14 protein-coding genes are annotated in these 18,325 nt (G+C 72.2%); 9 read left to right on the plus strand and 5 right to left on the minus strand.

Annotation, left to right across the window (positions count from 1 at the left end):
• Positions 1-53: 53 nt before the first annotated feature.
• The 4 genes from ACFV5H_RS22675 to ACFV5H_RS22690 are packed head-to-tail and all read left to right on the plus strand — an operon-like array spanning position 54 to position 4,522.
• On the plus strand, positions 54-1,313 hold the full coding sequence (locus ACFV5H_RS22675; RefSeq protein WP_385059359.1) for an ABC transporter substrate-binding protein: 1,260 nt from the start codon (positions 54-56) through the stop codon (positions 1,311-1,313).
• An 11-nt stretch (positions 1,314-1,324) separates the two neighbouring features.
• Positions 1,325-2,278, plus strand: a complete 954-nt coding sequence (locus tag ACFV5H_RS22680; protein ID WP_385196917.1) for a carbohydrate ABC transporter permease — start codon at positions 1,325-1,327, stop codon at positions 2,276-2,278.
• A 5-nt stretch (positions 2,279-2,283) separates the two neighbouring features.
• A complete protein-coding gene (locus tag ACFV5H_RS22685; protein ID WP_385196919.1) occupies positions 2,284-3,111 on the plus strand; it encodes a carbohydrate ABC transporter permease in 828 nt (275 codons plus the stop codon).
• A 31-nt stretch (positions 3,112-3,142) separates the two neighbouring features.
• Positions 3,143-4,522: a GH1 family beta-glucosidase gene (locus ACFV5H_RS22690; RefSeq protein ID WP_385196922.1), complete on the plus strand. Its 1,380-nt coding sequence runs from the start codon at positions 3,143-3,145 to the stop codon at positions 4,520-4,522.
• Positions 4,523-4,535: 13 nt separating this feature from the next.
• On the opposite strand, the gene ACFV5H_RS22695 is transcribed toward ACFV5H_RS22690, so the two are convergent.
• The 3 genes from ACFV5H_RS22695 to ACFV5H_RS22705 all read right to left on the minus strand — a co-directional run bounded on the left by ACFV5H_RS22695 (position 4,536) and on the right by ACFV5H_RS22705 (position 8,203).
• The gene (locus ACFV5H_RS22695) at positions 4,536-5,771 is read right to left on the minus strand and encodes a PP2C family protein-serine/threonine phosphatase (protein ID WP_385196924.1); all 1,236 of its coding nucleotides are present in this window, start codon (positions 5,769-5,771) and stop codon (positions 4,536-4,538) included.
• A 101-nt stretch (positions 5,772-5,872) separates the two neighbouring features.
• Positions 5,873-6,625: an IclR family transcriptional regulator gene (locus tag ACFV5H_RS22700; protein WP_385196927.1), complete on the minus strand. Its 753-nt coding sequence runs from the start codon at positions 6,623-6,625 to the stop codon at positions 5,873-5,875.
• A gap of 144 nt (positions 6,626-6,769) precedes the next feature.
• The gene (locus ACFV5H_RS22705) at positions 6,770-8,203 is read right to left on the minus strand and encodes a cellulose binding domain-containing protein (RefSeq protein WP_385196930.1); all 1,434 of its coding nucleotides are present in this window, start codon (positions 8,201-8,203) and stop codon (positions 6,770-6,772) included.
• A gap of 286 nt (positions 8,204-8,489) precedes the next feature.
• On the opposite strand from ACFV5H_RS22705, the gene ACFV5H_RS22710 reads away from it, so the two are divergent.
• Positions 8,490-9,335, plus strand: coding sequence for a GntR family transcriptional regulator (locus ACFV5H_RS22710; protein ID WP_385196933.1), 846 nt, complete (start codon positions 8,490-8,492; stop codon positions 9,333-9,335).
• Between the two features lie 117 nt (positions 9,336-9,452).
• Entirely contained in the window at positions 9,453-10,661 is a 1,209-nt protein-coding gene (locus ACFV5H_RS22715; RefSeq protein ID WP_385196936.1) for a glycoside hydrolase family 64 protein, read from the plus strand.
• 68 nt (positions 10,662-10,729) lie between these two features.
• Here ACFV5H_RS22715 and ACFV5H_RS22720 read toward each other — a convergent pair whose 3' ends face one another.
• A complete protein-coding gene (locus ACFV5H_RS22720; RefSeq protein ID WP_385196938.1) occupies positions 10,730-13,351 on the minus strand; it encodes a SpoIIE family protein phosphatase in 2,622 nt (873 codons plus the stop codon).
• Between the two features lie 143 nt (positions 13,352-13,494).
• Here ACFV5H_RS22720 and ACFV5H_RS22725 point away from each other — a divergent pair, with 143 nt between their 5' ends.
• The 3 genes from ACFV5H_RS22725 to ACFV5H_RS22735 are packed head-to-tail and all read left to right on the plus strand — an operon-like array spanning position 13,495 to position 16,442.
• Positions 13,495-14,592 (plus strand): AI-2E family transporter, encoded by a 1,098-nt coding sequence (locus ACFV5H_RS22725; RefSeq protein ID WP_385196941.1) that lies wholly within the window; start codon positions 13,495-13,497, stop codon positions 14,590-14,592.
• Between the two features lie 40 nt (positions 14,593-14,632).
• Positions 14,633-15,856, plus strand: coding sequence for a cysteine desulfurase-like protein (locus ACFV5H_RS22730; RefSeq protein ID WP_385196943.1), 1,224 nt, complete (start codon positions 14,633-14,635; stop codon positions 15,854-15,856).
• Complete coding sequence (locus ACFV5H_RS22735; RefSeq protein ID WP_385196946.1) at positions 15,849-16,442, plus strand: DUF1990 family protein; 594 nt, start codon at positions 15,849-15,851, stop codon at positions 16,440-16,442. The genes ACFV5H_RS22730 and ACFV5H_RS22735 overlap by 8 nt, the downstream gene beginning before the upstream one ends.
• On the opposite strand, the gene ACFV5H_RS22740 is transcribed toward ACFV5H_RS22735, so the two are convergent.
• A complete protein-coding gene (locus tag ACFV5H_RS22740) occupies positions 16,384-18,300 on the minus strand; it encodes an AMP-dependent synthetase/ligase (RefSeq protein WP_385196949.1) in 1,917 nt (638 codons plus the stop codon). The two genes, ACFV5H_RS22735 and ACFV5H_RS22740, sit on opposite strands and share 59 nt — an antisense overlap.
• Positions 18,301-18,325: the final 25 nt, after the last annotated feature.

The raw sequence follows: 18,325 nt of genomic DNA on the forward strand, positions 1-18,325 counted from the left end.
AGAGTCACCAGCTCAGCGCACGTTGAGCCGGTCCCCACGCAAGGGCACCCACCGTGACAGCACATCCTCCGGTTGCCGCACACCGCGCGCGCGGACGTTCGCGCGGAGCCGTCACGTCGTTCGCCGCCGTCTCCGTCCTCATCGCCGGAGCGGCGCTGACCGGCTGCGCACAGCAGCGCGACAGCGACGTGTACACCGTGATGAACTCCTCGACCGACGAGACCTACCACCGCTGGGACGCCGAGGCGATGGCCCGCTGCGGCAAGCAGCTGGGCGTCACCATCGAGCAGCAGAGCGTCCCCGCCTCGCAGGTGATGACGAAGGCCCTGCGCATGGCCTCGTCGAAGTCGCTGCCGGACATCGTGCAGTTCGACGCCTCCGAGATGCCGACCTTCGCCGACGCCGGCGGCCTCGTCGACCTGCGCACCCTGGGCCTCGCCACCGACGACGTCCCCGAGGGCATCGTCGACTTCGGCTCGTACAAGGGCACGTACTACGGAGCGGCCCGCTCCGTGAACACCCTCGCGCTCTTCTACAACAAGGACATCCTGGACGAGGCGGGCGTCCAGGTGCCCACCACCTGGGACGAACTGCGCCAGGCGGCGAAGAAGCTCACCGAGGGCAACCGGTACGGCGTGGCGCTCAGCGCGGGCGGCGCCGAGGACGGCGTCTTCCAGTTCACGCCGTTCATGTGGTCCAACGGCGGTGACGAGACGGATCTCGACAGCCCTCAGGTCGTCGGGGCGCTCGACTACTGGAAGGCACTGCTCCAGGACGGGTCGCTGTCCAAGTCCACGGTCAACTGGACGCAGGCCGATGTGAACGACCAGTTCATGGCCGGGAACGCCGCGATGATGATCAACGGCCCGTGGCAGGTCGAGACCCTCAACACCGAGAAGTCGCTGCACTGGGAGATCGCGCAGATCCCCGTCCCCGAGGCGGGCGCCGACTCGGTGGGACCGCTCGGCGGCGCCGTGCTCACCGTGCCCAACACCGGTGACACCGAGCGCGAGAAGACGGCCGGCCGGATCGTCGACTGTCTGGCGAGCGAGAAGGAACAGCTCACCTACGCCCTGAACAGCTGGATGGTCCCGGCCAACGAGAAGGCCGCCGCGAAGTGGCGCGAGGAGGTGCCCGAGCTGGACGCGCTGGCCGACCAGGTCGCCGCCGCCCGGTCCCGCACCGCCAAGCTCGGCGCCGGCTGGTCGGGCGTGTCGCTCGCCCTGCAGAGCGCCTTCCAGTCCGCCCTGACCGGCCAGTCCAGCGAAACCGCCCTGCAGCGCGCCCAGCAGCGCGTCACGAGCGGAAACTGAGGTACGCGCCCATGACCACGTCCACCGTCACCGCCGTGGCGTCAGCCGAGACGTCCGGCAAGGCCGCCGCGCCGGACCCGGGCCGGCAGCGCCTGCGCCGCAGGCTCGCCCAGTGGGGCTTCGTCGCCCCCGCCGTCGTCTTCATGCTGCTGTTCTTCGGCTACCCGCTCGTCCGCAACATCGTGATGAGCTTCCAGCACTACACGCCGAAGACGTTCTTCACCGGCGAGGCCCCGTTCAACGGCACCGACAACTGGTCGTCCGTCTTCCAGGACGTCCTGTTCGGCAAGGCCCTGTGGCACACCCTCGTCTTCACCGCCGGCTCCCTGCTCGGCCAGTTCTGCATCGGCCTCGCCCTCGCCGTCTTCTTCAACCGCAGGTTCCCCCTGAACGGTGTCCTGCGGTCGCTGATCCTGCTGCCCTGGCTGGTGCCCATGGTGGTGTCCGGCATCGTGTGGCGCCGCATCCTGGACCAGGACACCGGCGTACTGAACACCTTCCTCGACACCGTGGGCCTGGGCGGTCAGACCCCGTGGCTGACCAGCCCCGACATGGCGCTGCTGTCGGTGATCCTGGTCAACATCTGGATCGGCATCCCGTTCAACATGGTCATCCTCTACGGCGGCCTCCAGGAGATCCCCAAGGAGCTGTACGAGGCGTCCGCCCTGGACGGCGCCTCGGCCTGGCGGACCTTCCGCTCCATCACCCTGCCGATGCTCAAGCCGGTGATCACGGTCGTCCTGGTGCTGGGCTTCATGTCGACGGTCAAGATCCTCGACCTGATCCTCGCCCTCACCGACGGCGGACCCGCCGACGCCACCCAGACCCTGGGCACGCTCACCTACCAGAACTCCTTCGTGGAGCTGGACTTCGGCGCCGGCGCGGTCGTCGGCAACGTCCTCATTCTCATCTCCGCGGTGTTCGCGGTGTTCTACCTGCGGGCCAACCGCACCGAGGGGAAGTGACCGACATGGCCGCCGACACTCCCACCGCGTCCCGGCGCCGCTGGGGCTCCACCGTCGCCGGTGTACTCATCCTGGGCGTGATGCTCTTCCCGCTGTACTGGATGCTCAACACGGCACTCCAGCCCGAGTCCGGCCTGCTCCAGGTCGACCCGGTGCCGGGCAGCCTGGACCTCTCCGGGTTCTCCAAGGCCGTCACCGACCAGGGCGGTCACCTGCTGACCTCCCTGCTGGTCTCGTTCGGCGCCGTCGCCATCTGCCTGGCCGTCTCCGCCCCGGCGGCCTACGGCCTGGCCCGGTTCGGCCTGCGCGGCTCGCGTACGATCGTCTTCGGCACCCTGATCACCCAGATGGTGCCGGGCATCGTCATCGCCAACGCCCTCTACAACTCGTACGTCGACCTGGGCCTGGTGAACTCCTACTTCGGCCTGATGCTCGCGGACGCCTCGCTCGGCATCCCGTTCTCCATCGTCCTCATGCGCTCCTTCATGGTGTCCATCCCGGGCGAGGTCATCGAGGCCGCCGAGATCGACGGCGCGGGGCCGGTACGGGTCTTCCTGCGGGTGGTGCTCCCGATGAGCCGCAACTCGCTGATCACCTCCGGCCTGTTCGCGTTCCTGTTCTCGTGGAGCGACTTCATGTTCGCGCTCACCCTGAACACCACCGACGACGTCAAGCCGATCACGCTCGGCATCTACCAGTACATCGGCGCCCACGTCGGCGACTGGGGCGCGGTCATGGCCGCGTCCGTGCTCTCCGCCGTCCCGGCCGCGATCCTGCTCGTCCTCGCCCAGAAGTACATCGCCGCCGGCATCACCGGGGGCTCCGTCAAGTGATCACCGCACGTCTCGAGATGGACCTGAACACATGAGCGACTTTCCCGGTTTCCCGCCCGGCTTCGTCTTCGGCGCCGCGACCGCCTCGTACCAGATCGAGGGCGCGGCGTACGAGGACGGCCGCGGCCCGTCGATCTGGGACACCTACAGCCACACCCCCGGCCTGGTCGCGAACGGCGACACCGGTGACGTCGCCTGCGACCACTACCACCGCTACCCCGAGGACGTGGCCCTGCTGCGCGACCTCGGTGTCGGCTCGTACCGCTTCTCGATCGCCTGGCCGCGCATCGTGCCCGACGGCACCGGCCCGGTGAACCCCAAGGGCCTGGACTTCTACTCCCGCCTGGTCGACGAACTCCTCGCCGCCGGCATCGAGCCGGCCGCCACCCTCTACCACTGGGACCTCCCGCAGGCCCTGGAGGACCGGGGCGGCTGGCGGGTACGGGAGACCGCCGAGCGGTTCGCCGAGTACGCGGCCGTGGTCGCCGGGCACCTGGGCGACCGGGTGCCCCGCTGGATCACCCTCAACGAGCCGTGGTGCAGCGCCTTCCTCGGCTACTCCGTCGGCCGCCACGCGCCGGGCGCCCGCGAGGGCCGGGGCGCCCTGGCGGCCGCCCACCACCTCCTGGTCGGCCACGGACTCGCCGTCCAGGCGCTCCGGTCCGCCGGGGTCCGCGAGGTCGGCATCACCCTCAACCTCGACCACCACCTGCCCGCCACCGACTCCGCCGCCGACCGTGAGGCCGTCGTACGCGCCGACACCCTGCACAACCTGGTGTGGACGGAGCCCGTCCTCGCCGGGCGCTACCCGGACACCGAGGAGGACACCTGGGGCGAGCTGATCACCGCACAGGACTTCCGCCGCGACGGCGACCTGGAGCTGATCAGCCGGCCGCTGGACTTCCTCGGCATCAACTACTACCGCCCGATCGTCGTCGCCGACGCCCCGTACCGCGAGGGCGACCCCGCCCTGCGCGTGGCGACCGACAACCGCTACGCCGAGACGCCGATGCCCGGCGTCCGGCACACCGCGATGGGCTGGCCGGTGGCCCCGGACACCTTCACCGACCTCCTGGTGGACCTGAAGGAGCAGTACGGCGACGCCCTGCCGCCGGTGCACATCACCGAGAACGGCTCCTCCGAGGACGACGAGGTGAGCGCGGACGGCGCCGTGCACGACACCGACCGGGTGGCGTACCTGCGCGACCACCTCACCGCGCTGCGGGCCGCGATCGACGCGGGCGTGGACGTACGCGGCTACTACGTGTGGTCGCTGCTCGACAACTTCGAGTGGGCCTTCGGCTACGACAAGCGCTTCGGCATCGTCCGGGTCGACTACGACACGCAGGAGCGCACCCCGAAGGACAGCTACCACTGGTACCGGCGCATGATCGCCGCCCAGCGGCCCTGACGGACCGGCCGCCCTAGGCGGCGCCTTCGTGTTCGTCGAAGGCGCCGCCCACGCCCGGTTCCGGCCGCGCCGTGAGCGGCAGGACGGCGGGGGAGCCCGCGTCCGCCGCCCCGGCGGTGGCGACGGGCTTGCGCAGCAGGAGCAGCGCCGCGTCGTCGTGCAGCCGGCCGCCCACGTGGTCCAGCAGCTCCTGGTGCAGCGCGGCGAGCGTGCGGGCCGGCTCGTCGCACAGATGCCGGGCCAGGCCCTCGGCCAGCGGGTAGAACGCACGGCCGGCGTCACGGGCCTCCGTGACCCCGTCGGTGTAGAACAGCAATTGGTCCCCCTCGGTGAAGGACACCACCTGAAGGCCGGGGGACTCGCCCGACAGGGCGCGCAGCCCCAGGGGCGGCGCCGGGCTGACGGGGTCCACCGGCACCACCTCGGCGCCGCGGACCAGCAGCGGGGGAGCGTGCCCGCAGTTGACCACCTCCAGCCGCCCCGGCTCCGGATACCCGGCGACCACGGCGGTGACGAAGTCGTCGTGGCCGAGGTTGCGGGCCAGACTCCGTTCGATCCTGCAGACGACGTCCAGCAGATCGGGCTCGTCGTAGGCGGCCTCCCGGAAGACACCGAGCACCAGGGCGGCCGTCCCCACGGCCGGCAGTCCCTTGCCGCGCACATCGCCGACGATCATCCTGACCCCGTACGGAGTGGGGATGAGGGCGTAGAGGTCACCGCCGATCCGGGCCTCCGCCGCGGCGGCGCTGTAGTGGACCGCCGTCTGGAACGGGCCGACGGTCTCCGGGACCGGCTTGAGCAGGGCGTGCTGCGCGGTCTCCGCGACGGAACGGACGGCGGCGAGCACCCGCTCACGGCGTTCCCGCAGGGCGCTGGCGAGAGTGCCGGCCAGGGCGACGGTCACCAGCGCGGCGAGTACGACGGCCAGCTCCGAGGCCGCCATGCCGTGCCGGGCGCCGATCGCCGCGCCGAGGAGGGAAGCGAGGAGACCCACCCCGAGGACCCCGGCCGGCCGGCTGGTGGCCGCCGCCAGCGCCGGCCCGGCGGCGAGCAGCGGCAGCCACATCTTGCCCGTTCCGCCGACGAGGTCGACGAACACGACCAGGAAGACGATCAGCACGGAGAGTGCCGGCGTGCCGGCGGCCCAGTGCGCGACGGCCCGTGCCCGGGGCGACCAGGTGTGGCGGGCCCCCCGCTTGTACTGCCGTATCGGCCAGTGGTCGCGTCCATGCTGACGGGCGTGACTCATGTGTCGTCCGCAGTCCTCACCTTTGCGCGGCGTGCGCGCATCCGTAATGTCTGACTTAATCAGGAGAAATGATCGTTGCGAACGTCACAAGGGTGTGCTTTTCAGATAGTGAGCGAGAGGCCCCGGGTCACCCGCCCGGCCGCGGGCAGGAGGTGCTCGCGGACCTCGTCGAGCCGGTGCAGCCGGTCCTTGCGCATGGACACGCCGAGCGAGCCCAGGGTGCTTCCGCTGTAGACCGGCACCGCGACACAGACGATGCCCAGGGAGTACTCCTCCAGGTCGGTGACGGCCGGGGCCAGGGTGCTGCTCTCCAGCCGGCGGATCAGCTCCGGGGCCGTGGTGATCGTCCGCGGGGTGAGGCCGTTGAGGGGGTGCCGGGAGAGGTACTCCTTGCGTGCCTCGTCGTCGAGCTCCCGGAGCACCGACTTGCCCAGCGCGGTGGCGTGTCCGGCGTCCTCGAACCCCACCCAGAGTTCGGCCCGCGGGGTGCGGGGGCCGTCGACGATCTCGGCGACACGGATCTCGCCGTCCTCGTAGAAGGTGAGGTAGGCGGCGGTGGACAGCTCGTCCCGGAGTGCGGCGAGCGCCGGCCTGACCCGGCTGAGCAGCGCCTGCTCCCGGCTCGCCGTGGGCAGGGTCCGGAACCGGTCGCCCAGGACGAATCCGCCGTCGTCCAGCTTGCGCAGATACCCGTCGTGCACCAGTGTGCGCAGCAGGTGGTAGGCCGTGGCCAGGGGCAGCCCCGTCTCCCGGGCCAGCTGTTTCGCCGGCGCGCCGTTCTGATGGGCGCTCGCCGCCTCCAGCAGCCGGAAGGCGCGCTGCACGGAGGTGATGAGCGTCGGGCCCGCACCCATGCGACCAGCCTGCGCCGGACACCCGCCACAGGCAAGTGAGGCCCCCGCCCCGCCCCACGGAACGAGGGCCCCGCCGGGCGGTTCCCGCCGGCCGGCCCGGACGCGGCGACACCCGGCCCCGGCCGGCGGGTCGGGCTCAGCTCCTCATGGCGTCGGGACCTCGTCCACGAAGGACGTGCCGGCGTTCCGGTACGTGTTGATCCTCGTGGTCACCTGGGCCGGGGTGAGTACCTGGTCCTTGACGTGCAGGACGTAGTCGACCTGCTGGTCGTAGGCGCGGGGGGTGGCCGACGTCTGGCCTTCGAGGTCGATCAGCCACTGGTTGAAGTTGATCGACATCGGGCGCTCCGGCAGATACGCGGCGTCGTGCGTGCCGAAGTGCTGACCGTCGACGTAGTAGGTGATGGCGTTGTCGTCGATGGTCACCACCAGGTCGTGCCAGCCGGCGAAGCTCCGCCGGCTCTCGCTGTGCTGGTTGACGGCCTGCCAGGGATCGGGGGCGTAGGTCTCCCAGGAGGTCGTGTACAGGATGCCGGACGGCTCGCCCCAGCCGCCGTTGGGCAGGTACTCGAAGTCGTACTCGGCGTAGTCGTCGGCCATCGGGGCCTTGAGGTCGTTGATGGTGAAGAAGGTCTGGACGACGCGGTCGCCGTCGGGACCGTACTTCGGGGCGTCGGAGAACCGCACACGGGCCGCGTAGGTGCCGTTTCTGAACTTCATGCTCCTGGTGAGGACTTCGGTGTGCCTGGTGGAGGCGCCGGTGCCCGCGGTGGAGGTCTCCAGGTTCATCACCGAGTTGCCGCCCGAGGCGCTGAACGTGACCTTGGACGGGTCCCAGGTCGCGCCGGGCACACCGGGGCCGCCGGAGTTGGACCGTACGCTCCAGCCGTGCGCGGAGACCGCCGGGTCGGTGTGGGAGGTGTAGTCGAAGTCGTCGAACAGGGTCTGGCCGCCGCCCGGCGGGTCGGTCGGGTCCGTGGGGTCGGTCGGATCGGTGGGGTCGTCGCCCTCGGGGGCGGTGCCCCACACCGTGGCGCCGGCGAGCCGGGCGGTGACCTTGTTCCAGTCGGCGTACGAGGTCCGGGTGCCGTCGAAGGAGTAGTCGTCGCTCTGCCTGAGCGTCTGCCAGGTGGACCGGTGGAAGCGCAGCTGCATGTCCCCGGTGTCGGCGCCGGGAGCCAGCGACCCGGCGGACGGGGTGAACCCGATCTCCAGGTAGCGGTCGGCGGTCGCGGTGGGGTGCGCGAGCGTCCCGAACGTGCCGGTGACGGCGGAGCAGCCCTTGACCGCCCAGGAGCAGGCGAAGCGGTACGAGGCGTCCGGGGAGTCCGCCTTGAAGTAGTAGCGGATCTTCACCTGGTGCAACTGCACAGGTGAGGAACCGGTGTTGCGGACCTTGAGCCAGGGCTCGCTCTGGTCGGCGGTGGCCCCGCCCGCGCTGGTGCGGTACTGCACGGTGACGGCGCCGTCCGCGGCGGCGGCGGTGGTGGCGGGGAGGCCGGCCAGGGCGGCGCTGCCGAACAGCGCGGTCAGCGCGAGTGCCGCGCGGGTGCGGCGGCCGGTGGGACGAGTGCTCATCCGTGTCCTTTCGCAGTGGGGGTGGCGCACGGTTGGATCGTCTGTGCGGTAGGGCATGGAGCTCACGGTGGCGGCCCGGCCCGTCGTCGGGTTGACCAGTTGCCGCCAGGGCCTTACCAGTTGATGTCGAGAGAAGGTGGCATAGACCAATGTGGGCGTCAACCCTCCGCGCGGATGTTCCGGGGCGGACTCCCTTGCGGAGCGGACCAGTTATGGTCGAGGCCGTACCAGTGACCCGACGGCCGCACGGCCCGCCACGCCGCCCGACGACGAACGGGAGCCCCGTATGGAGATCGACCGCGCCGCCTCGGGTGCCGTGCTCAAACGCGAACGGGTCCGCGACGCGATCCTCGAGCTGATCGAGGCCCGGCGCCCCGGCGACGCCATCCCCTCGGAACGCAGCCTGTGCGCCCGACTCGGCGTGTCCCGGCCCACGTTGCGCGCGGCCGTGGACGAACTCGTGGTCGCGGGACTGCTGGTGCGCGAGCACGGCCGCGGCATGTTCGTCGCCGCCGAGAAGATCACCCAGGAACTGGTCTCCGAGCGGGGCTCCTTCGCCGTACCGCGGGCCGGCGGGGTGTGGACCAGCCGGGTCCTGGAGTTCCGCACCCTGCCGGCCGGCGCCCGGGTGGGCCGCAGACTGCGTGTCTCGCCCGCGGCGCGCATCCGTTACGTGGCCCGCCTGCGGCTGGTCGACGGCTCGCCCATGGCCATCGAGCATCTGCACATCCCGGCGGACCTGGTGCCGGACCTGACGGAAGGGGAACTGGAACGGGGCGACCTGTACGAGCACTTCCGCGACCGGCACGGTGTGCGGGTCGGCGAGGCGGTGCAGTCCATCGAGCCCACTGTCGTGACCCGCGCGGAGGCGGACCTGCTCGACGTGCCCGAGCTGTCGCCGGCCCTGCTGTTCGAGCGCCTCACCACCGACACCGGCGACCGTCCCGTCGAGTACGTCCACTCCCTCTACCGGGGCGACCGCTACCGCATCGTCTCCCGGCTCGCGCTCGGCCCGGCCCCCGCGCGGCCCAAGCCGTCCGAGGGGCACCATCCGGGCATCCCGCCGGGCGACTTCACCTCCGGCGCTCCCGTCACCTTCTCGACCCGTGGCGTGGTGCAGAACGGCGGCTGACCGCCGTTCCGGCGTACCGGACTCCCGGACTCCCAAACCGTTGACAGGTCCATACCAGGGCGAGATTCTGAGAGCGCTCTCAGAACAACTCCCCCCACAGTTGAACGGAGAAGGAGCATGCTGCGCACACTCGGACGCCGGGCCATGGCGGTGGGGTTGAGCATCGCCACGGTGCTCGGCGGCTCACTGCTCGCCACCGGAGTGTCGGCACCCGCCCACGCCGCCGCGGTCCCGGACACCATCCCCCTGAAGATCACCAACAACTCGGGCCGCGGCGAGCAGGTGTACGTCTACAACCTCGGCACCCAGCTGTCGACCGGCAGACAGGGCTGGGCCGACGCGAGCGGCACGTTCCACCCCTGGCCCGCGGGCGGCAACCCGCCCACCCCCGCCCCCGACGCCTCGATGGCGGGCCCGGCGGCAGGACAGTCCACGACCATCCGCGTCCCCAAGTTCTCCGGCCGCATCTACTTCTCCTACGGCCAGAAACTCGTCTTCAAGCTGACCACCGGCGGCCTGGTGCAGCCCGCCGTGCAGAACCCGACGGACCCCAACCGCAACATCCTCTTCAACTGGTCCGAGTACACCCTCAACGACTCGGGTCTGTGGCTCAACAGCACCCAGGTGGACATGTTCTCCGCCCCCTACTCGGTGGGGGTGCGGCGTGCCGACGGCAGCACGACGAGCACCGGCAAGCTCAGGCCCGGCGGCTACAACGCGGTCCTCAACACGCTCAGGGGACAGTCCGGAGGCTGGGCCGGCCTGATCCAGACCCGCTCCGACGGCACCGTGCTGCGCGCCCTGTCCCCGCTGTACGGACTGGAGACGGGCGCCCTGCCGGCGTCGGTCATGGACAACTACATCAACCGGGTCTGGCAGAAGTACGCCGGCTCCACCCTGACGGTCACGCCCTTCACCGACCAGCCGGGCGTCAAGTACTACGGCCGGGTCTCCGGTGACGTCATGAACTTCACCAACGGCGCGGGAGCCGTGGTCACCAGCTTCCAGAAGCCGGACGCCTCCTCCGTCTTCGGCTGCCACCGGAGGCTCGACGCCCCCAACGACCAGGTGCGCGGCCCGATCTCCCGCACCCTGTGCGCCGGATTCAACCGCTCCACGCTGCTGACCAACCCCAACCAGCCGGACTCCGGCTCCGGCGGCTTCTACCAGGACTCCGTCACCAACCACTACGCCCGCGCCATCCACGCGCAGATGGCCGACGGCAAGGCGTACGCCTTCGCCTTCGACGACGTGGGCAACCACGAGTCGCTCGTCCACGACGGCAACCCGAGCCAGGCAACCCTCACCCTCGACCCGTTCAGCTGACCGGGCCGGTGGCGGCGCGCGGACCGGACGCGCCGCCACCGGACCACCGGACCACCGGAGGACGGCGGTCAGCGCGGCGGTACGGGCCGCACGGCCAGGACGGCGATGTCGTCGTCGCTGTCGGCGCCCAGCCCGATGAGCAACTCGTCGCAGAGCACGTCGAGCGGCTCCCGGGCCAGCGCCGCGGCATGCCGGCGGAGCCGCTCCATGGCGTCGTCCAGGTGCTCTCCCCGGCGTTCGATCAGTCCGTCGGTGTACAGCAGCACCGTCGCATGCGCCGGAATCGCGTCCCGGCCCCGGGGGCGGGACACCCGTGGGTCCACCCCGAGCAGCAGCCCCGAGCCGTCCTCCAGGTAGCGGGTGCGGCCGTCCGGTTCGACGAGCAGCGGCGGCGGATGCCCGGCGGAGGAGTGCACCAGCTCCCAGGGGCCGTCCTCGTGGCCCTTGACCAGAGCGTAGATACAGGTGGCGGTGGACTCGCGGTAGAGGCTGTGGTTCGCCATGTCCAGACGGCGCAGAACGGTCTCGGGCGGCTCCTGACGGTCCACGGCGATGCCCCGCAGCATGCTGCGCAACTGGCTCATGGCGATGGCCGCGTCCAGGTTGTGCCCGGTGACGTCGCCGATGACCAGCGCCGTGTCCCCGTCGGGCAGGACGAAGCAGTCGTACCAGTCACCGCCGACCTGCGCGGTGGCGGAGGAGGCGGCGTAGCGGGCGGCCAGCCGCAGATGACCGACCTCCGGCAGCCTCGGCAGCAGCGACCGCTGGAGACGTTCGGCGATGTTGCGCGTCTCCTGGTAGAGACGGAGGTTGTCCACGCCCAGGGCGAGACTGCGCACCAGGTCGTGGACCAGCGGCAGATCCTCTTCCGTGAACGGCGCCTCCCGTCCGCGGCGGGCCACCGTGAGGGCGCCGATGATCTGCCTGCGGGCCCGCAGCGGGGCGACGACCGCGCTGTCCGCGCCCATGGTCCGGAACAGCCCCAGGTAGTGGGCGTCCAGGGGGCTCGCGACCTGGCTGGGCGACGGCGGCCCGGTGAGCAGCAGCGGGCCCGCCCCGCGCAGCGCACGGGCCAGGGGCCCGCGGGCGGCGTCGGACACCGGCGGGAGCCGGCCCTCGTACTCCTCGGGCCAGGGACCGCGGGGCGAGCGGTGGGGGAGGGAGACCCGCTCCACCTGGCCGCTCTCCGTGAACAGGTCCACCGCGCACCAGTCGGCCAGCCGCCGGGTGATGATCCGGCCCACCCGCTCCAGACCCTCCTCCAGGTACGGGGCGTTGCTCAGCGCGGCCGCGGTGTCGGCCAGCAGCGACAGCCGCTCCAGCGCGGACCGGTCCGCGTCCCGGCCGCGGTCGCCGGTGGCCGGCGGGGGCAGCCGCTCCGGCTCCTCCCGTGCCGTGGACCGGACGCGGCCGGGCAGGTCCGTGGAGGGGCCGGGAACCGCCGCCCGCGGGGCGAGCTGGGCGATGAAGACGGTACGGCCGTCGGCTGTCTCCTGCGGCTGGATGAACAGCCGTACGGGGACCAGCCGGCCGTCGCGGTGCAGCGCGGGCAGCGGCACCGAGCGGCCCAGGATCCGGGGCTGCCCGCTGAGCAGCAGGGACGTGAACGCCGCGACGTGCCGTCTGCGGAGGTGTTCCGGGACGAGTGTGGTGAGCGGACGCCCGACGAGGTCGTCCACGCGCCAGCCGAGCAGGTCCGCCGCCGGCCCGTTCGCCGCGATGATCCGGTTCCGCTCGTCGGCGGCGATCGTCGGAGTCCTGCTCGCCTGCACCTGCCCGGCGTCCCACGCCACCATTTCCGAGGGACTGGTGCCCGGCCCCCCGGGCACCACCGTCCACGCCGTGGGGTGCGCCCCGGCCAGCTGTCCGACGATCTGGTCGAACAGCCACTGGTGGAAGAGGCGCTGCCGCGGCAGCGCCGGGAGCGTCAGCAGGCGCTCGTCACGGGCGCCCTCCTCGGCCAGGTCGAGCACCGCGCGCAGGGTCTGCACCGACGGCTCGGCGTCCGGCGGCACCGACAGGGGCAGTGAGCGGATCGCCTGCCCGGAGGGCTCCCGCCGCAGCGCGGCCGTCACGGACGCGGTGATCAGCTGGCTCATGTCCAGCGCGACGGCCAGGTCCTCCGGGGGCACACCGAGATCGTGGCCGGCGGCGACGGCCAGGGCCACCTCGCGCAGCAGGGTGTGCCGGTGCTGCTGGGCCGCCGAGTAGAGCGCCGCCGGCACGTCGAGCAGCGTCACCGTCGTTCCCGGTACGGAGGGTGCCGCGGCGGGCTCCCAGTCGTCCGGGCGCCGGGGCGGTCCCTCGGGCCGCAGCTCGAACCACACCGTCTTGCCCCCGGCACCGGTCTCGACGCCCCGCCGGGACGACAGCCCGGCGACCAGCGGCAGACCCTGTCCCGTACCGGCGTAGGGCGGGCATCCGTGCGGCACGAGCCCGCGGTCCGGCCGGCGGTCGCCGACCCGCACATGGACCGTGCCGTCGTCGACGCGGGCCGTCACCTCGGCCTCGGTGCGGGCGTGCAGGACGACATTGGTGACCAGCTCACTGACCAGCAGCTGAGCCGTGTCCACCAGGTCCGGTGCGGCACCGTCGAGGGCGGCCCGCACGAACCGCCGGGCCTCCGCCACGCTCTTCGGCGCCGGGGGGAACCGACGCGACGGTGTCCCGCGGGCATCGAGGTCGGCCATGACCTCAGTCTGCCTCACCGTCCCCGGCCGTCCCCGGCCGACACGGTGGAACCCCGCCGGACGTCCTTCCGGGCGGATCCCGGGCGGATTCCGGTCGGGTCCCGGGTGATCACCGTGACCGGCGGGCCCCATAAGGTGCCTCCATGTCTGCCACGTTGAACGCGGGGAGAACCCGTGCCGCGCTGCGCACGTCGGCGCGTGTCTCCGGTGAGCTGCTGCTGGTCCTGGTGGCGGCGGCGGTGGTGCTGTGGGTGCTGGGCCGGATGTGGTCGGTGGTCTGGCCGCTGATAGTCGGTCTCCTCCTCACCACGCTCACCTGGCCCCCGACCCGTTTCCTGCGCCGGCGCGGCCTGGCCCCCGCGCTCGCCGCCTCCCTGGTGACCGTGCTGTTCCTGCTGGTGGCCGCGGGCACCGCGGCCCTGATCGCGGTGCCCGTGGCGTCGGAGGCCGGCGAGCTGACCGACGGTGTCGTCGAGGGCGTCCAGAGGCTGCGCGAATGGGCCGCCGGGCCGCCGTTGAACATCGACGACGCCCAGATCGCCGGCGCCTTCGACACCGCGACGGCCCGCATCCAGGACAGCGCCGGGGCCATCGCCACCACCGCCGTCACCGGCGTGAGCACCGTCTTCAGCGGTGTGGTCACGGCCGTCCTCGCGCTCTTCCTGATGTTCTTCTTCCTCAAGGACGGCCCGCGCTTCCTGCCGTGGCTCGGCCGGCAGCTCCCCGGCCGGCTCGCCACCGACGTGCCCGCCGTCGCCGAGCGGTGCTGGCTCACCCTGGGCTCGTTCGTACGGTCCCAGGCGCTCGTCGGCCTGATCGACGCCGTACTGATCGGCCTGGGCCTGTGGATCCTGGACGTCCCCCTGGTGCTGCCGCTGTCGGTGCTGACCTTCGTCTCCGCGTTCGTGCCCATCGTGGGCGCCCTGTTCGCCGGCTTCGTCGCGGTGCTGATCGCGCTGGTGTCCAACGGCCTGACGGACGCGCTGCTCGTGCTGGCCGTCATCGTCGTGGTGCAGCAGCTCGAGGGCAACGTGTTCCAGCCCATGATCCAGAGCCGCGGTCTCGGACTGCACGCGGCGGTCGTCCTGCTGGCGGTGACACTGGGCGGCAGCCTCTCCGGGATCGTCGGCAGCCTGCTCGCCGTACCGGTGGCCGCACTGATCGCGGTCGTCTGGAACTATCTGCGCGAGCAGCTCTCCGACCCGCCGCCCGCACCGCGGGCCGACGGCTCGTCCACCTGACCGGCACGCCCACCTTCCGCATCGACAGGAGGCCCCCCCCGTGACGTACGACCTCACCGCACTGCGCGCCCGGATTCCCGCGCTGGCCGCCGGCACCGCGCACTTCGACGGCCCCGGCGGCACCCAGACGCCGCTGCCCGTCATCGAGGCGATCGCCGCCGCGTTGTCCCGGCCGCTCTCGATCCGCGGCGACGGCCTGCCCGGCGAGCGCAACGCCGAGACCGTCGTCGTCGAGGCCCGGCGCGCCATGGCAGACCTCCTGGGCGCCGACCCGGCGGGCATCGTCTTCGGCCGCAGCGCCACCCAGCTCACCTACGACTTCTCCCGCACCCTCGCCGCGACCTGGTCACCGGGCGACGAGGTGGTCGTCACCCGGCTGGACCACGACGCCAACATCCGCCCCTGGACGCAGGCGGCCGAGCGGACCGGCAGCACCGTCCGCCGGGCGGACTTCGACCCGGCCACCGGCGAACTGACCGCCGACGACATCCGCGCCGTGCTTTCCGACCGCACCCGGCTGGTGGCCGTCACCGCGGCCTCCAACCTGATCGGCACGATGCCCCCGATCGCCGAGATCGCGCGGATCACGCACGAGGCGGGCGCCCTGCTGTACGTCGACGGAGTGCACTACGCCGCGCACGCCCCGGTCGACACCGAGGCGCTCGGCGCGGACTTCCTCGTCTGCTCCCCGTACAAGTTCCTCGGCCCCCACCACGGCGTCCTGGCCGCTCGCCCCGAACTCCTGGAGACCCTGCGCCCGGACAAACTGCTGCCCTCCACGGACGTGGTGCCCGAGCGCTTCGAACTGGGCACGCTGCCCTACGAGTTCCTCGCGGGCACCCGTGCGGCGGTCGACTTCCTGGCCGGGCTGGGCGCCGGGCCGGGCGGCAGCCGCCGTGAACGGCTCGCCTCGGCGTTCGAGGCGATCGAGGAACACGAGGGCGTCCTGCGCGACCGCCTGGAGAAGGGCCTGGCAGCCCTCCCCGGCGTCACCGTCCACTCCCGCGCGGCCCGGCGCACCCCGACCCTGCTCATCACCCTCGACGGCCGCTCCACCACGGACGCCTACCGCTTCCTGGCGGAACGCGGAGTCCACGCACCCAGCGGCAGCTTCTACGCGCTGGAGGCGTCCCGCCGCCTCGGCCTCGGCGACACCGGCGGCCTCCGCGTCGGTCTGGCCCCCTACACCAGCGGCGAGGACGTCGACCGGCTGCTGACGGGCCTGTCCGACTTCCTGGAGGGGAGGACGGACGCACATGGGTGAGGACGGCGGTCTCACCTACGGCCCCCGCGGCGCCACCGCCCCGCAGGTCCCGCTCTGGTCCGCGTCCCCGCCCGGGTTCCGCCGGTACGAGAGGACCGTGACGATCGGACGGGGAGAGGACGCCTGGAACGCCGCCAGGGAGGCGGTGCTGCGGTGGGAGGTCAAACGGCGCAGCGGCTTCGCCGTCGTCCCGGCCGACGGGGGCGGCACCGACGCGCGTGAGCGCGGGCGGTACACCGTCACGGCGGGCCTCGGCCGGTGCGTCGTACGGGAACCGGTCGAGGTCGTCGCCGTGGTGGAGACCGGGGACCGGTGCGGTTTCGCCTACGGCACCCGCCGGGGCCACCCGGTCAGCGGCGAAGAGGCCTTCATCGTGCACCGGGACGACGACGGCCGGGTCCTGCTGACCCTGCGCTCCCTGACCCGGGCGGCGCCGACGGGCCCCTGGCGCCCGCTCTTCCCCGTTCTCCTGCTGGCACAGCTCCACGTCCGCAGGCGCTACCTCCGTGTCCTGCGGGACGCCGGAGTCAGGAGTAGAGGGCCGCGATCTCGTCCGCGTACGCCTCCTGCGCCGCCCGCCGTCTGACCTTCAGCGAGGGGGTCAGCAGTCCGTTCTCCTCGGTGAACTCGCCCTCGACCAGGGTGAAGGCGCGGATGGACTCCGCGCGGGAGACGGCCTCGTTGGCGTAGTCGACGGCCTTCTGCACGTCGGCGCGCATCCGCGGGTCGCGGACGACCTCGGACATCGGGGTGCCGGCGGGCAGTCCGCGCACCGCCAGCCAGTGGGCGACCGTCTCGGGGTCGAGGGCGATCAGCGCGGCCACGAAGGGGCGGTTGTCGCCGACGACGAGGCACTGGCCGACGGGCGGGCGGCTGCGCAGCCGGTCCTCCAGGACGGCCGGGGAGACGTTCTTGCCCCCGGAGGTGACGAGGATGTCCTTCTTGCGGCCGGTGATGGTCAGATAGCCGTCCTCGTCGAGGGAGCCGAGGTCGCCGGTGGCGAACCAGCCGTCGTCGAGCGCCTCGTCGGTGGCGGCCGGGTCGTTCCAGTACGACCCGAAGACGATGCCGCCCTTGATCCGCACCTCGCCGTCGCCGGCGATGCGGACCGCGGTGCCGGGGACCGGCAGGCCGACCGTGCCGGGGCGGGGGCCCAGCGGCGGGACGACGGTGGCGGCGGCGGTGGTCTCGGTCAGGCCGTAGCCCTCGTAGACCATGATCCCGGCCGCGTAGAAGAAGAGGTTGAGGTCCCGTTCCAGCGGGGAGCCGCCGCTGATGGCGTAGCGCACCCGTCCGCCGAGTTCCTTGCGGACCCGGCGGTAGACCAGCAGGTCGTACAGGGCCCACGCGGCGTACAGCCCCGGGCCGGGGCCCTTGCCGCGGCCCAGGAACCTGTCGAGGTGGGCCTCGCCGAAGCGGACGGCGACGCGGTGGGCGCGTTCGAAGGAGGCGCCCCGGCCGATCTTCTCGGCGGTGGCCCGGCCGGTGTCGTGGATCTTCTCGAAGAGGTAGGGCACACCGACCAGGAACGTCGGACGGAACGCCTTGAGCGCGGGCCGGAGTTCGTCGGGCTTGATGCTCGGGCAGTGGCCGGTCTCGATACGGGCGAGCAGGCAGGCGATCTGGATGGTGCGGCCGAGGATGTGGGCGAGCGGGAGGAAGAGCAGGGTCGAGGCGACCTGGCCGGTGACCTCCTTGAAGACGGGGTGCAGCAGCTCGACCGTGTTGGCGGCCTCGGCGTACAGGTTGGCGTGGGTGAGGACGCAGCCCTTGGGGCGTCCGGTGGTGCCGGAGGTGTAGCAGACGGTCGCGACGGTGTCGGGGGTCAGGGCCGTACGGCGCTCCGTGACCTCCTCGTCGGGGACGTCCCGGCCGAGCGCGGTGAGTTCGGCGAGGGCGCCGGTGTCCAGCTCCCATACGCGCGGGGGCTTCGGGTGGGCGGCGGTGGCGGCGGCGACGGCTGCCGTGTTCTGCGCGGTCTCCGTGACGACGTACCGGGCGCCGGAGTCACGGACGATCCACTCCACCTGCTCCGCCGAGGAGGTGGGGTAGACCGGCACGACCCGGCCGCCGGCGGACCAGATCGCGAAGTCCAGGACCGTCCACTCGTAGCGCGTACGGGACATCACGGCGACCCGGTCGCCCGGGTTCAGCCCGGCGGCGATCAGCCCCTTGGCCACGGCGGTGACCTCCCGGGCGAAGGCCGCCGCCGTCACCGGGCGCCAGGTGCCGTGCTCCTCGCGCCGCAGCACCACCGCGTCGGGGGCCTCGGCCGCGTTGGTGAACGGGATGTCGGCCGTGCTGCCGTTGGTCCGCCGCGGGGCCAGGGCCGCCGTACGGACCTCACGCACGACGCCGTGTTCGTCCCTGACGGTCTCGGCCCCGGTCCGGCTCGTCGGACCCGCGCGTCGTATCGCCCGTTTCAGATCCCTGCGTACGCCCATGACGGCTCCCGGTCGCGGTTGATGC

The sequence above is a fragment of the Streptomyces sp. NPDC059787 genome, from assembly GCF_042732315.1.
GTDB classification, from domain to species: domain Bacteria; phylum Actinomycetota; class Actinomycetes; order Streptomycetales; family Streptomycetaceae; genus Streptomyces; species Streptomyces atrovirens.